This window comes from Stenotrophomonas sp. YJH_SMC_48-3, assembly GCF_059369375.1.
Map to the genome: position 1 here is coordinate 156,678 of NZ_JCAFSQ010000004.1, position 13,489 is coordinate 170,166.

Sequence of the window (13,489 nt, forward strand, 5' to 3'; positions counted from 1 at the left end):
TATTGTTCTAGATATGGAACTCGGGTATGCATGACCTGAATGACCTGTACTACTTCGCGATGGTGGTCGACCACGGCGGATTCGCCGCCGCCGAGCGCGCACTGGGTATTCCCAAGTCGCGCCTGAGCCGCCGCATCAGCCAGCTGGAAACCGACCTGGGCGTACGCCTGCTGCAGCGCTCCACCCGCCGTTTCGCGGTCACCGATGTCGGCACCAGCGTCCATCGCCATGCGCAGACGATGCTGGCCGAGGCCCAGGCCGCCCGCGAAGTGGTGGACCGCCTCAGCGCGGAGCCGCGCGGCGTGGTGCGCGCCAGCGTGCCGGTGTCACTGGCGCAGATGCAGCTGCCCAAGCTGCTGCCCAAGTTCCTTGAGCAGTACCCGAAGGTGCGGCTGCAGCTGAACATCAGCAACCGCCGCGTGGACATCATCAACGAAGGCTACGACGTGGCCCTGCGCGTGCGTTCGCGCCTGGACGACGACGGCAGCCTGGTGATGCGCAGCTTCGGCCAGGTGCAGGAACTGCTGGTGGCCAGCCCGAAATACCTGGACCGCGCCGGCCGCCCCAAGGACCCGGAAGAGCTGACCCAGCACGTCACCCTCAGCATCAGTGAAGACGAAGCCCGCCAGCGCTGGGAACTGCATGGCCCGGAAGGCGAAGTGCGCCGGGTCGACCTGCAGCCGCGCGTGGCCGGCTTCGACTTCCCGCTGCTGCAGAGCATGGTGAAGGACGGTTTCGGCATCACCATGCTGCCGGAAACCGTGTGCGCCGACGCCGTGCGCAACGGCGAGCTGGAAGTGGTGCTACCGGACTGGTCGCTGCCGCAGGGCGTGTGCCACGCCGTGTTCGCCTCGCGCCGCGGCCTGCTGCCGGCGGTGCGCGTGTTCATCGACTTCCTGGCCGAGCATCTGCCGCCGCAGCTGGAGGCCTCGCGCCTGGATTGCGGTGGCGCCTGTGAAAAGGCCAAGGAGCGGATCAAGGCCAGTGCACTGGGTGCGCTGGCGGTGGATGCCGGCTGAGAGAGCTGAACGGTAGCGCCGGGCCATGCCCGGCGTTGCTGTTTTCCAGCTGATCAGTTCCGGCCGAACAGCCGGTCCCAGAAACTGCGGCGTCGCGCTGCGGCCGGTGGCGGTTCGGCCGCAACGACCGGCGCTTCCAGCACCGCCATCAACTCTGCGCTGCGTGGCTTCTTCAGGAACCGCGCGTAGTCCAGATAGCCGGTCACCTTGCTCATGTGCAGGCGCTCGGGCATCGCCGGTAGCTCGCCGCCCCGTAGCAGCACCCGCAATGCCTGCGGGCGGTCCAGGCGGATCGCCTCGTACACGGCGGTACCGCCGCAGCCCGGTTCGATCTGGTTGGCGCGCTGCGGCGCATCCTTCAGCAGGTCCTGCAATGCCTCCGTGTCGTCTCGTTCGACGGCAGCCACCAGTCGTGCCAGCGCCTCGGCTTCTGCAGCTGGCAGGTTGTCGCGATAGGCCTGGTCGGCAATCTCGCGCTCGTCGCGCCCATCGCCACCCTCGATGCACAGGAAATCGGTGACCAGGGCGACCGGAATGCCGGACGTATCCAGCGCCCAGTAGCTGGGATAGACACCGTCGCCCCAGCCGCTGGTGAAGACCACCAGGCCGTGCGGCGAGTCCTCGCCCCAGGGGCGGTACTCGGCGCCTTCGTCCAGGCCATCGTGGTCGATCAGTGCATCCGACCATTCATTCTCTTCGTCGCCATCGGCCCGTTCGATCAGCGCCAGCAGTGCCTGTTGGGTGTCGGTATCCATGAAGCAGCCGATGCCGGCGTCGACCGGGTAGCCGATGAAGCTGTCCTCATCCAGGCCGGTCAGGTCCTGCGTGGTCCAGCGCGCCATCTGCCAGTGCAGGGCAGACGCAGTGAGGGCTTCGCGGGGCTTGAACCAGACCACGGCCAGCGCCGGACGGCCGCTGTGCACGATGATTTCGACCGGATGCCGGCCCAGCGGGGCGGTGTAGTCGGCCAGCGCTGGTGCTTCGGCCTGGACAAGCGGATCGCAGACCACCAGATGCCCGCTGCTGACCGGCAGATGGCCGGCGAAGGTGCGGTGCAGGGCCAGTGCGGCCAGCTGGGTGTCGTCCAGCAGGGTGGTGCGCAGGTTGGCCAGGTCGAGGTGGGCCATGGGGGCTCCGAGTGAAGTGGAGGCCCCACCGTGCCGGATGCGAAGGGCAGGGGCAAGGTGGTCTTGGGCAAATGGCCTTCACGTGCGAGAATATGCCGCTGCCCGGGCGACCGGGACCCGATTGGAGAGATGGCCGAGCGGTTTAAGGCACCGGTCTTGAAAACCGGCGAAGGGTCAAACCTTCCGTGGGTTCGAATCCCACTCTCTCCGCCAGGATTCCACAAGGCCCCTGGCGACAGGGGCCTTCTTGTTTTCTCAAGCTTCTCTACCCGCGACGCCCATCCTTCGGCTTGTTGTGGCACAACGGATAGCTGGAGCACGACCGGAAGGCCCCATGCGGCCCATTGCGGTCCACGAACACGCCAACCTTGCACGCTGGGCAGCGCTCTTCCGAAATGGCCGCACCTGAAATCGCGGTCACTTCCACTGCTCCGTCCTTCACCAGCTCATCCAGGAATGGCGAGTGCTTGCCCTGCAGGGTGAACATCGCAACCGACCGCCGCGCACGCGTGAGCGCGACATAGAACAACCGCCGTTCTTCGCTCAGTGGATAGGTATCCCCGTCCGGCATTGCCAGCGAAAGCACCGGGTCATCCGCACGCAGGCTCGGGAAGCTGCGGTTGATCATGCCCGGCAGGATCACGTAGTCCGCCTCGCGCCCCTTCGATCGATGGGCGGTCAGGAACTCGACGTCCATCGTGCTGCCAAAGGCCGTCTTCCAATCCGAAGGCACCGCGGCGCGATCCGCGCGATACCGCCCCAGAACAAAGACCGTCACGCGTCCATTGCGGCCCTGCGCCACCGCGCCTGACAACAGTTGCTGGTGCAGCTTCGAAAGGTACTGGCGAACGCCATCCTGCACCTCCTCACGCCGGTTCATCTGGAACGCCTGCAGCACCGGGCCGACTGCCGGCGCAGCAGAGCGGACCTTCTTGGCCATCTGCGCGGGGTTGCGGCTGATGAAGCGGCTGGAAACATCACACAGTGCCTGCGGGCAGCGGAACGTCTGCTCCAGTTTCAGCACCTGGCCATGCCCCATCCACTCGCGGAAACCGGTCATCACCGAAACGTCGGCGCCAGCGAAGCGATTGATCGACTGCCAGTCATCGCCCACCGCAAACAGATGGCGGCCCGGTTGGCTGACCAGCGCACGGCAGAGGCGCGCACGGGCGCGCGAAGCGTCCTGGAATTCGTCGGCCATCACCAGTTCGTAGGGTGATTCATAGTGGCCCTGTTCCAGCAGCCCGGCGGCCATGTTGAGCATGTCTTCGAAATCAATGCTGCGCTCGTCAGCCAGTGCATCGTCCCAGGCCTGGAAAACCGGCCCGGCGATCTCCAGGAAGCGCCGGTAGCGTTCCTTGAACTGATCCTCAGGCATCTGCCGCAGGCGCGCTGCCATATCGTCCAGCGTCAGGCAGTTGCTCTTGGCGTGCGCAATGAAGGTCCGCATCAAGCCGATCAGGTCGGCATCGGGCATCGGCCTGGCACCCTGGTCAGGCAGCTCGCGATCCGGGTTCGGGTCGAGTTCGACACCAGACGCACCCAGCCGCTCGGCCAGATCCTGCAGGGCCAGTCCACTGCGCAGGCCGAACGACGTCGTTTCGACCACTGCGGTGCCGCGTGCCGCATGCTGCGGCCGCTTCCAGTGCATCCCTTCGTTGTAGTTGGGAAAGTGCTTCGGCGGCTGGCCATCGGCATCCAGCGCAAAGTGCTCGTGACAGAGCCGGGCGTCCGGATAGTAGAAGTCCGGGCGATACTGGCGATGGGTATCCGTCGCGGTATCGAACTCGTAGCGCCGCTCGTAGTCATACGCCACGCCGTTGTAGAACAGCCAGTTGGCGATCACGCACTCTTCCAGGCTCTTTACCCGCTCGCCCTGCAGTGTGCGGATGTAGGGCGTGCCATCGCGGTCGTAGCCATCGGCCTCCATTTCCGCGCCGAATGGCGGCAGGTCGCGCCCGAACACCAGGCGGAACATGTCCCACTGGGTGCGGAAGTGGGTCGAGCGATCCTTCAGGTCGTCCACCAGGTCGGCCAGCTTGTTGAAGCCCAGCGCCGCGTCGACCGCCCATTCCGGGATATCCGGCTTGCGCCCCGTGGCCTTGGCGATGATGGACAGGCCCAGGGCGTGAAAGGTCCGGGCCTCCACTACGGTGTCGCCCATGCCGAGCCGGCTGAAGCATCGCTGTGCGCGCTCCTGCAGCTCCTGGGCGGCATCCTTGTTGAAGGCGAGCATCACGATCCGTTCGGGTTCGACAAAGCCGCGATCAATGGCATACGCGGCCTTGGCGACCATCGTGGAGGTCTTCCCGGAGCCGGCCGCGGCCACGACCTGCACGCGGTTGTCGAAGCAGATGACGGCGCGAGCCTGCTCCTCGGTCAGCGGCCTGCTCTCGACCCGGTCCAGGAAGGGCTTGGCCAGACCCAGTTCGCGGGTCGCCATTGCCTCATTGGCGTCCGCCCACACGGCGGGCCAATCCAGCTGCCAGTCGTGCAGTGCGTCCAGCGCGATGCGGTGGCCGGGCGCGTGCAGGTCGTCGTGCAGCTCCTCGTCGAGGAACAGCTGCTCCAGCTTGGCGGGCGGCAGGGGCAGGGCGGGGCGGTCGGCCAGCAACGCCTGCTGCTGTTCGTGCGTGATCCAGCGGCGTCCGGTAGTACCTCGGTCGGCAAGCGCATCTGCCTCGGCCAGCCACGCCTGGATCTGCGCCAGAACGTGCTCAAACAGTGCCTTGCGCCCCCGCCTGGAGCGCGCGAAAAGCACGTGCTGCACGGCAGCGGCAAGCCGGGAGCCCTGGCTGTTGGGCAGCCCATCCACGGACAGTGCTTCACCGCGCTCGGTCGTCAGTTCGACCCGGGACCAGAGTACGCCGCGAACGACCCGCACGCTGTGTTCGTTCGCTACATGCTGGCGGTACTGCCTGCCGTCGATCAAAAGCGCGACCTGTTCGCCATCCAGCCGCAACTGCCAGTCCGGCGAGCGGGTCACACGCTGGCCCCAGCCCGAGGGGCGCCATTCCATAGACATCCAGATACTGCCTTGCGTACGTCACCGGGCGTAAAGCGCCCTTGCCGACCCATGATAAGGCGGCTTGGCATGGCACGCTGCGTTTCCGGTCACTCGCACACGCGAGCCAGCGATGGCATTGCACCCTCGCCAGCGCGACAGGCGTCAGGCGTTCACATCCACGACGGTGCGGCCGCGCACCTTGCCGGGGATGATCTGCTCATAGACATCCAGCACCTCTGCCAGGCCGATCTGCTGCACGGTGCTTTCCAGCTTCCGCGGATCCAGGTCGGTCGCGAGCCGATCCCAGGCGCGCTGGCGAACCTCTTGTGGCGCATTCACCGAATCGATGCCGGCAAGGGTCACATTGCGCAGGATGAAGGGCAGCACCGAGCCGTGCAGCGCATCGCTCTGGGCCAGGCCACAGGCGGCCACGGCACCGCGGTACTTCGTTTCGGCGATGGCATTGACCAGCGTGGTGCCGCCGACCACATCCACCACGCCGGCCCAGCGCTCGGCACTCACCGGCCGCTCGCGCGGCTCCGAAAGCTGCGCACGATCGATGATCTCGGCCGCACCCAGGTTGTGCAGATAGTCGGCGTGCTCCGGTCGCCCGGTGGCGGCCACCACGCGGTAGCCCAGCTTCGAGAGGATCGCCACCGCGATCGAGCCGACGCCGCCGTTGGCGCCGGTGACCAGCACATCGCCCTGTGCAGGCGCCACCCCGGCATGTTCCAGGGCCAGCACGCACAGCATCGCGGTGTAGCCAGCGGTGCCGATGGCCATGGCGTCGCGGGTTGTCAGGTTGTCGGGAATCCGGTTGAGCCACTCGCCCCGCACGCGCGCGCGCTGGGCCAGGCCGCCGTGGTGGCCCATGCTCAGGTCCCAGCCATTGAGCACGACGCGATCGCCTGGCGTGAAGTCGGCCCTGCTGGATTCCAGCACCACGCCTGCCAGATCGATGCCGGGAATGAGCGGAAACGTCCGGATGATCGGACTCTTGCCGGTGAGGGCAAGCGCATCCTTGTAGTTGAGCGTGGAGTACTCGACCTGTACCAGGACGTCGCCGTCCATCAGGTCGGCCTCGTCGAAATCGACCAGCTCGGTCGAAAGCTGGTTGTTCGTCTTGCGGGTCAGCAGTGCTTTGAACGTCATGGATGGCCTCACATTCATGGGATGGGGCCATGCTAGGCTCGCGCCTCTATCGCAACAAGAACGACGATTTTCCGTAGGTACTATGGTTTTCCGGAGTATGCATGCGTAGCAAACGGTGGGACGGCAAGAGTGGTTGCGCGGTGGAAGTCACGCTGTCGGTCATCGGTGGCGTGTGGAAGCCGATCATTCTGTTTCACCTGATGACCGGCAAGCGGCGTTTCATGGAGCTGACCCGGCGGGTGCCCAATGCCACCCAGTCCATGCTCACCAGTCAGCTGCGTGAACTGGAAGCAGATGGCGTTGTGATCCGCCACGTATACCCGGAAGTGCCGCCGAAGGTGGAATACGAGCTGTCCGAGTTCGGCCGCACGCTGGTGCCGGTGCTGCTGGCCATGCGCGAGTGGGGAGAAACCTATCGCGGCCATGGAAGTACGGAAGGCGATTGCCAGGGTTGAAGACACTTCCGGTTCCACTGCGGCGGCGCATTCCGGCCGGATGCGCTCGCGCTTACACGCAATACGGATGGGTTGAATGACACCACCCGTAGCGGCTGGAGCGATGCCCCTGGCAGGAGGGGCACCACGGGTACTACGGAGCAGCTTTCGGTTGACGCGGATCGGCAATGATCCGCGAGGGGGATCCATACAGCACCAAGACCCGCGTGCCGGTGCTGAACACCGGGTCCGGGCCCTGCACAACGGTCATCAGATTGCCGTTCTCCGTCTGCACCACGTACTCCAGGCCCTTGGCCTGGGAGAGTGCGCGTTCAGAGGCCGCACCGGCAATCGCGCCTGCCACCAGGCCGCCAATGGCGCCGATGGCCGCTGCCTGGTCGCTGCCGCCGATGGTGGAGCCGGCCACCCCGCCAGCCGCAGCGCCGGCAACGGCTCCGCCTCCCTGCGAACCGTCGATACTGACCGCGCGAACGCTGATGACCGTACCGCCCACCGTGCGGTTGACCTGTCCCACCGAGCCGATGGAGTAACTGTCGGTGCGCACGTTGGGTGCGCAGGCCGTCAGCATTGCCGCCACCGAAGCGGTCAGCAACGGGCGTCTCACGGCGCTTCCTGCTTGTTGGGGAACATCGGCTTGGTGATGTTCACGGTCTCCAGCGCCTGCAGGAACTGGGCGATGTTGTTCTGCGCCGAGCGGCTGATGGATTCGCGAGCGCGAATGACACCGGCAAATGCATAGTTGAACGGCACCTCGCCGGAAGCGCTGACGTCCTGGGTGTAGACGATGCTGCCGGTGGCACGATCGATCAGCTCATAACGGGCGATCGTCTTTGTGGTCATCGATGCCCCGAAACTGGGAATGTCAATGGCCAGGATCTTCACCGACAGGCTCAGCTTCACCGGTGCATCGTCGCGGAACACCGCCATCTTGTTCAGTGCTTCGGTCAGCGCGTTCTGCCACATCTGCGGCACTTCGTGCTGGGCCTGCGCCGGGATCTTGCCTTTGGCCTCGTCCGGGCGTGCCAGTGTGACCGTCAGCGACTTCAGCTCACCGTCGATCTTCTTGCTGCTGACCCCGACGTTCGGCACCGAGAAATTGAGCGGCGGATTGGTGGTGCAGCCCACCAGCGACACAGCGAGGATCGCTGCGAACAGAAACTTCTTCATCCATTTTCCCCTGTGGTTACGCTGAAACATCCATGGTGTGTGTCGTGCTCGTCCGCAACGTCCGTGCTGCACCGCGTGCTTTGCCGCCGGCGACCTGCTGGTGTGGCTGAACGCGCGAAAGCATACCTGAATCGGGGGCGCATGCGCGGCCCGCCCGCGGCTCGCCTGAATTCCCAAAAGGGGGACCGGATCAATGGCTCAGAAGCGGTAGGCCGCCTGCACATACACCCGTCGCGGCTCGCCCGGGAAATGCCCGTTGCGCTCGATGAAGCCGCTGGCCGCGTACACCTTGTCGAACAGGTTCTTGACGTTGGCCTGGAACTGCCACTGCTTCCACGTGGTCTTCCAGCTCATGTCGAACGCCGTGTAAGCCTTGACCGTCTGCCCATCCAGGCTGACACGCTGGCCCACATGGTCGGCGCCGAAGCCAATGGCCGAATTGATCGACGGCAGGTCGTAGCGCGTCCACAGGCCGAGCTTGTTGCGTGGCGCATTCGCGAAGCGGTCTCCGGAGGCATTGGTGATGCCGTTCGGGCCGGCATCCTTCACCCGTGCGTCGTTGTAGGCGTAGGTCAGGTTCACCACCCAGCGCTCGGTCACGTCGGCCAGCAGGTCCAGTTCCATGCCCGTGCTGCGTACCAGGCCCAGCGCGGCCAGCTGGTTCACGCCGTCCCGCACTTCGCCGGTGGCCTGCACGATCTTGCTGCGGTCGATGCGGTAGGCCGCCATGTTCAGGGTCACACGGTCGGCCAGCAGGGATTTCAGGCCGATTTCCCATTGCCTGCTGCGCTCAGCGTCGAAGGGCCCACCGGCTGCCGGATTCTGGTTGGCGGCACTCTGCGGCACGAACCCGCTGGCGATGTTGGCATACAGGTTCACGCCGTCCCGGACGGTAAAGGTACTGCCCAGCCGCCAGCTGAGGTCGTTGCCATCCACGCTGCCGCCAGTGATGCGATCGTCGTCCTGGAAACCATCCCAACGCAGTCCGGCCAGCACATGCCAACGCGTGCCCAGTGCCAGCTCATCCTGCAGATAGCCACCGTAACGCTTGTTGCGGGTGGCGGTGCTGCGCCAGGGCAGGGCGACCAGGTTGTAGTCGTGCCAGGTGCTGGCGCCATAGACCGGGTTGAACAGATCGATGCCGCGCACCGGACCGGCGCCGCGTGCCAGGTCGGCACTGTTGGCGGTCTGCGCGGTGAAGTCGGCGTCGAGCTGGTAGACGTCGGCGCCGAACAGCACCTTGTGTTCGATACGGCCGGTGTTGATCCGCCATACGGCATTGCCGCTGGCGGTGAACGCCTCGTTGTCGCGGATCTGGTTGCGCAGCTGGCGCGTCATCCACTCGGCCACGCCATCGCGGTCACGGTCGATCAGCCCCATCGGTTCGTGGTACATCTGGTGCTCGTTGTTGCTGAACCAGCGCGCAGCAATATCCACGTCCAGCGTATCGAGCGGTGCGAAGCGATACTGCGCCAGCGCCACCCTGGCGCGCATGTCGAGGAAATCACTGGCCTCGTTGTGGTTCCATCGCCGGTCGGTCAGGAAGGTGCCGGCATCGTTCACTGGGACGCCCCGGAGCCGGTTGCCGCCCAGGTTCTGGGTGATGTCGGTGAACTGCAGCACCAGCTCGCCGGTCTGGCCAACGTCGAAGGCCAGCGAGGCGTCGCCGATCACGCTTTCGCTGTCGGCATTCCAGCGTACGCCCTGCTCGCTGTCGGCATAGAGGCCGGCGCGATAGCGAATGCTGCCGCTGGCATTCAAGGGGCCGGTGCCTTCGATCGACCCGGCGCGGAAGTCCTTGTCGCCTGCCTGCAGCTCGATGCGGTGTTCGGCGCGCGCCTTGGGCTTGCGCGTCACATAGTTGATGACACCGCCCGCGTCACCACCGCCGTACAGCGCACCGGCCGGACCCTTCAGCACTTCCACGCGTTCGATGTTGAACAGCTGCGGTACCGAGAAGCCTGCATAGGGATCACCGCGCAGACCGTCGTAGAGCACGTTTTCCTGGCGGAAACCGCGCAAGGTAACGCCGGCATAGCTGAAGAAGCTGATGCCGCTGATGCTGCGATACAGGTCGGTGACCTGACGCGCGGCCTGGTCGTCGATCAGCTCGCGCGGCACGACCTGGATCGACTGAGGGACCAGTTCCAGAGGCGTGTCAGTGCGAGTGCCGACAGCGGCATCGTTGGCGCGGTATAGCGTCTGCGCGCGGCCGCGGACTTCGACCTTGTCCAGATCCTTCGGGGCGTCGGCTGGGGCTTGGGAGGCCAATGCAGGCGTCGCCAGGGAAAGGGACAGCGCCGCGCAGAGCGCGTTCTTCAGAAGGGCGGGAAGGGGCATGAGGGAGTCAGGATGGGCTGCAAATGAGAAAGATTAGCATTTGCAAAGGTTCGTGGCCCATCCCCCCTGGTGCGCTGTGGACGCAGGCTCGGGTGGGTGTACGGTGTGCCCGGCAAAGCCACCCGCACACCGGTGCGGCCCCGCACGTGCCATCAGCGGTGCGAGGTCGGCGGCAAAGCGTCCGCGCTGGACTCCTCACTGGAACGCGGATTCGGTTTGCTTCAGCAACGCGCCCGCTAGGGCGATGCCACCACGGCCTGCGCGCGGCGCGCGGCCTCGGTCATTACCGAGGCCAGCTGCTTCAACGAGTAAGGCTTGCGCAGCAGGGTAAAGCCGTGGCCCGGATCCCGGGCAAGCAACTCGCTGTAGCCGCTGGTGAGGATGACGGGGAGCTCTGGCAGGCGGTCGCGGATGGTGCGGGCCAGATCCAGGCCGTTCATGCCCGGCATCACGACGTCGCTGAACACCACGTGGAAGCGCGAGGCATCCCGTTCCAGCTCGGCCAGGGCCTCGTCCGCATTACGCGCAAGGACCACGCTGTACTCGAGCTCGCGCAGGGCGCCGACCGCAAATTCGGCCACGTCGACGTTGTCTTCCACCACCAGCACGCAGACGCCATGACCATGCTGCAGGCCCGGTTGCGCCGCCGGCCGTTCCGTCGTTTTTCGTGCCTGCGCCAACGGCAGGTACAGCGTGAAGCGGGTCCCGGCGCCGGCCTGGCTCTGCACGTCCACTTCGCCTTCTGACTGCTTGACGAAACCGAACACCTGGCTGAGACCGAGCCCGGTCCCGGCACCGACGCTCTTGGTGGTGAAGAAGGGCTCGAAGATGCGGTCGACCACTGCAGGGTCGATGCCTGCGCCGGTATCGGTGACACTGATGGCAGCAAAGTCGCCCTTCATCGGGGCGGCGAAGCGCACCGAAGGCACCGCAGTGACCTGCTCCACTTCGATGGTCACCCTGCCGTGCCCGTCGATCGCATCGCGGGCATTGACCGCGATGTTGATCAATGCGGTGTCCAGCTGGGTGCGGTCCAGCAGCACCGGCAGCGGCGTACCGGGCAACGTCAACGACACCTGGATGCGCGCGCCCAGAACCGTGGTGATGATGTCCGAGAGCGCGTGCACGCTTTCGCAGAGATCGAAGACCTCCGGCGATAGGCTCTGGCGACGCGAGAAGGCCAGCAGCTGCGCGGTCAGCTTGGTGGCGCGGTCCGACGCTGTTGCAATGGCCTGGATGTACCGGCGCCGGGAGTCGTCTGCCGGCCACGTGTGCAGGAGCATGTCCACCGAACCGGTGATGACCTGCAGCAGGTTGTTGAAGTCGTGGGCCACCCCGCCGGTGAGCTGGCCGATCGCTTCCAGCTTCTGCGATTGCCGCAGCTGCTCGCGGGCGCGGACCAGTTCCAGGTGGGCCTCCCGCGCCTGCTCGGTGATCGCCGCGACCTGGCGGCTGTGCAGGTCGCGCTCGATCACCCGTTCGGTCTGCTCGCTCACCACGCACAGGATGCCCGCCACACTGCCACAGCCGACGCGCAGCGGCGAATAGGAGAACGTCCAGAACGTTTCGCGCAGCGTGCCGTCGCGGTCCATCATCAGGGGCAGGTTCTTGAAGCTGCGGCTGGTGCCGGCAAAGGCATCGTTGACCGCCTGCACCACGTCCGGCCATACGTCGGCCCAGACATCCTCCAGGCGATTGCCCATCGCGCCGTGCAGCTTTTCCCCCAGCATCGGCAGGTAGGCATCATTGAAGAAGAAGGCCTTGTCTTCCTTGCCCCAGGCGAGCCACAGGGGTTCGGGCGAATCCAGGATCATTGCCAGCAACGTGCGAAGCTCGGCGGGGGCGCTGGCAGCATTGGCCGAGCGGGCCCAGTCGCTGTCCTGCAGCAGTCGGTAGGCGAGCTGCTCAGGCGCCGAGACGGGCAGGGGAAAAGGATGCATGGCCGCCATTGGCGCAGGAAGGTGGCGCAGCATAGCCGAGTGGATGTCATGGCGCCCTGCACATCACCGGCATGAAGGGCATCACCACTTCGGTTGACGGGGCAGCGTTGCACCTCTGTCCTGCAGGTTGCCGCGATCGGGACCGCCGCGCGCTGCTCACTACGCCCGCGGACTCTGCCCCTGGCGGAAGGTCGCGAAGGCGGCTTGATCGCCGCGTCTAGTCCTCACGTGCGGTCCGCGCGGCGAGGGCGTCGCGGCCGGCGTCGGTGAGATCGATATCCCCGTCTTCCGCCTGTACCGCCAAACCCGCGTTGACTGCCCACGTCGCCGCGTCGCCGCGCACCGGTTGCGCAGCGGCGATTGCCTCCAGGATCTCCCGCTGTTGCGCCGTCATGCCCATGAGCCGGCCCTCAGATGCCCAGCAACGAGGTCGGTTGCCAATCCGACAGCCTGGCGTGGCTGACCGGTTGGTGGCAGCCGCACTCGTCGCAGCGGAACAGTGCTCCACCCGGAAGGTGAACCAGATTGTCTTCGCTGGCCGAACTGGTCGAGGAGCAATGCCGGCAGGTAACAGTGAGCGCAGTGATGCGCTGCACGCCGCCGGACAGATCGAACACGGCCTCGAATGCGCGAATGACAGGATGGGCAGTGTCCGGCATCTGGATCTCGACAGGGCAGGGAGGTTGGGAGATCGCATCGTCGCGCGTTGGCCGTGATGGCGCAGTCAGCCAGATGCATGGACACGGTCAAGACAGGCGCGGCAATGGGGAGCGGTTCCTTTTCAGGGATCCTTTCCAATCAGGTCCCACGGCTTTTCACAGCCGTCGCGCTCGCTTGATCACACTCCACGCCCTTGTTGCAGCGGGTCCCGCAGGACAATGAAGGCGACAGAAGAAGTCCCGCCCTGCCGGATCAGGCGATGCAGATCATCAGTACCGTGCACAGCACCAGCATCAGCACGAACACACGCCGGCTCAGCGCCAGGCACGCCAGATAGGCGGCCAGCGCCCATGCAGCCAGCAGCGCGCAGGCCACCAGCCACAGCCCGATGGCCATCACCGATCCGGCCGCCAATGCAGATAACGCGATGGCCTTGAACAGCGCCACGCCCAGCACACTGCCCAGCATGCCGGCCTGCAAGGCAATGGCATCGTGGTGGGCAGGAACGCGGTGGTGGCGCATTGCGGGTCCGGTGCAGGCCGAGGGGGCGTCGGCTGCACTTTGCCCAAAGGCACATCCACGAAATGTGTTCATTGCACTCGAAGCGCGTGGTCGAGCATCC

Annotated in this window: 12 protein-coding genes and 1 tRNA gene; 3 read left to right on the forward strand and 10 right to left on the reverse strand. The window is 65.7% G+C overall.

Annotation, left to right across the window (positions count from 1 at the left end; translation table 11 throughout):
• Positions 1-26 precede the first annotated feature (26 nt).
• The gene (locus tag AC5P65_RS07940) at positions 27-1,019 is read left to right on the forward strand and encodes a LysR family transcriptional regulator (RefSeq protein WP_005410175.1); all 993 of its coding nucleotides are present in this window, start codon (positions 27-29) and stop codon (positions 1,017-1,019) included.
• A 53-nt stretch (positions 1,020-1,072) separates the two neighbouring features.
• Here AC5P65_RS07940 and AC5P65_RS07945 read toward each other — a convergent pair whose 3' ends face one another.
• Positions 1,073-2,146, reverse strand: coding sequence for a DUF4241 domain-containing protein (locus AC5P65_RS07945; RefSeq protein WP_111098171.1), 1,074 nt, complete (start codon positions 2,144-2,146; stop codon positions 1,073-1,075).
• Between the two features lie 123 nt (positions 2,147-2,269).
• On the opposite strand from AC5P65_RS07945, the gene AC5P65_RS07950 reads away from it, so the two are divergent.
• Positions 2,270-2,359 (forward strand) — tRNA-Ser (locus AC5P65_RS07950).
• Between the two features lie 52 nt (positions 2,360-2,411).
• Here the strand turns inward: AC5P65_RS07950 and AC5P65_RS07955 are convergent.
• Together AC5P65_RS07955 and acuI are read right to left on the reverse strand one after the other, a co-directional pair.
• The gene (locus tag AC5P65_RS07955; protein WP_111098170.1) at positions 2,412-5,165 is read right to left on the reverse strand and encodes a UvrD-helicase domain-containing protein; all 2,754 of its coding nucleotides are present in this window, start codon (positions 5,163-5,165) and stop codon (positions 2,412-2,414) included.
• 150 nt (positions 5,166-5,315) lie between these two features.
• Positions 5,316-6,305 carry an acrylyl-CoA reductase (NADPH) gene (gene acuI, locus AC5P65_RS07960; protein WP_111098169.1) on the reverse strand — a complete coding sequence of 330 codons (990 nt, stop codon included), beginning with the start codon at positions 6,303-6,305 and terminating at the stop codon, positions 5,316-5,318.
• A gap of 101 nt (positions 6,306-6,406) precedes the next feature.
• Between acuI and AC5P65_RS07965 the strand changes: the two genes are divergently transcribed.
• Positions 6,407-6,760, forward strand: coding sequence for a winged helix-turn-helix transcriptional regulator (locus tag AC5P65_RS07965; protein ID WP_019660307.1), 354 nt, complete (start codon positions 6,407-6,409; stop codon positions 6,758-6,760).
• A gap of 133 nt (positions 6,761-6,893) precedes the next feature.
• Here AC5P65_RS07965 and AC5P65_RS07970 read toward each other — a convergent pair whose 3' ends face one another.
• The 7 genes from AC5P65_RS07970 to AC5P65_RS08000 all read right to left on the reverse strand — a co-directional run bounded on the left by AC5P65_RS07970 (position 6,894) and on the right by AC5P65_RS08000 (position 13,389).
• A complete protein-coding gene (locus tag AC5P65_RS07970) occupies positions 6,894-7,364 on the reverse strand; it encodes an outer membrane lipoprotein (protein ID WP_251101753.1) in 471 nt (156 codons plus the stop codon).
• Entirely contained in the window at positions 7,361-7,927 is a 567-nt protein-coding gene (locus AC5P65_RS07975; protein ID WP_111098167.1) for a putative periplasmic lipoprotein, read from the reverse strand. Before AC5P65_RS07975 ends, AC5P65_RS07970 begins: the two co-directional genes overlap by 4 nt.
• 198 nt (positions 7,928-8,125) lie before the next feature.
• Positions 8,126-10,267, reverse strand: a complete 2,142-nt coding sequence (locus AC5P65_RS07980) for a TonB-dependent siderophore receptor (RefSeq protein ID WP_111098166.1) — start codon at positions 10,265-10,267, stop codon at positions 8,126-8,128.
• Between the two features lie 236 nt (positions 10,268-10,503).
• A complete protein-coding gene (locus tag AC5P65_RS07985) occupies positions 10,504-12,207 on the reverse strand; it encodes an ATP-binding protein (protein ID WP_031269820.1) in 1,704 nt (567 codons plus the stop codon).
• A gap of 217 nt (positions 12,208-12,424) precedes the next feature.
• The gene (locus AC5P65_RS07990) at positions 12,425-12,607 is read right to left on the reverse strand and encodes a hypothetical protein (RefSeq protein ID WP_058981376.1); all 183 of its coding nucleotides are present in this window, start codon (positions 12,605-12,607) and stop codon (positions 12,425-12,427) included.
• Between the two features lie 10 nt (positions 12,608-12,617).
• Positions 12,618-12,866 (reverse strand): hypothetical protein, encoded by a 249-nt coding sequence (locus AC5P65_RS07995; RefSeq protein WP_019660301.1) that lies wholly within the window; start codon positions 12,864-12,866, stop codon positions 12,618-12,620.
• Positions 12,867-13,119: 253 nt separating this feature from the next.
• Positions 13,120-13,389, reverse strand: coding sequence for a hypothetical protein (locus AC5P65_RS08000; RefSeq protein ID WP_019660300.1), 270 nt, complete (start codon positions 13,387-13,389; stop codon positions 13,120-13,122).
• Between the last annotated feature and the right edge of the window lie 100 nt (positions 13,390-13,489).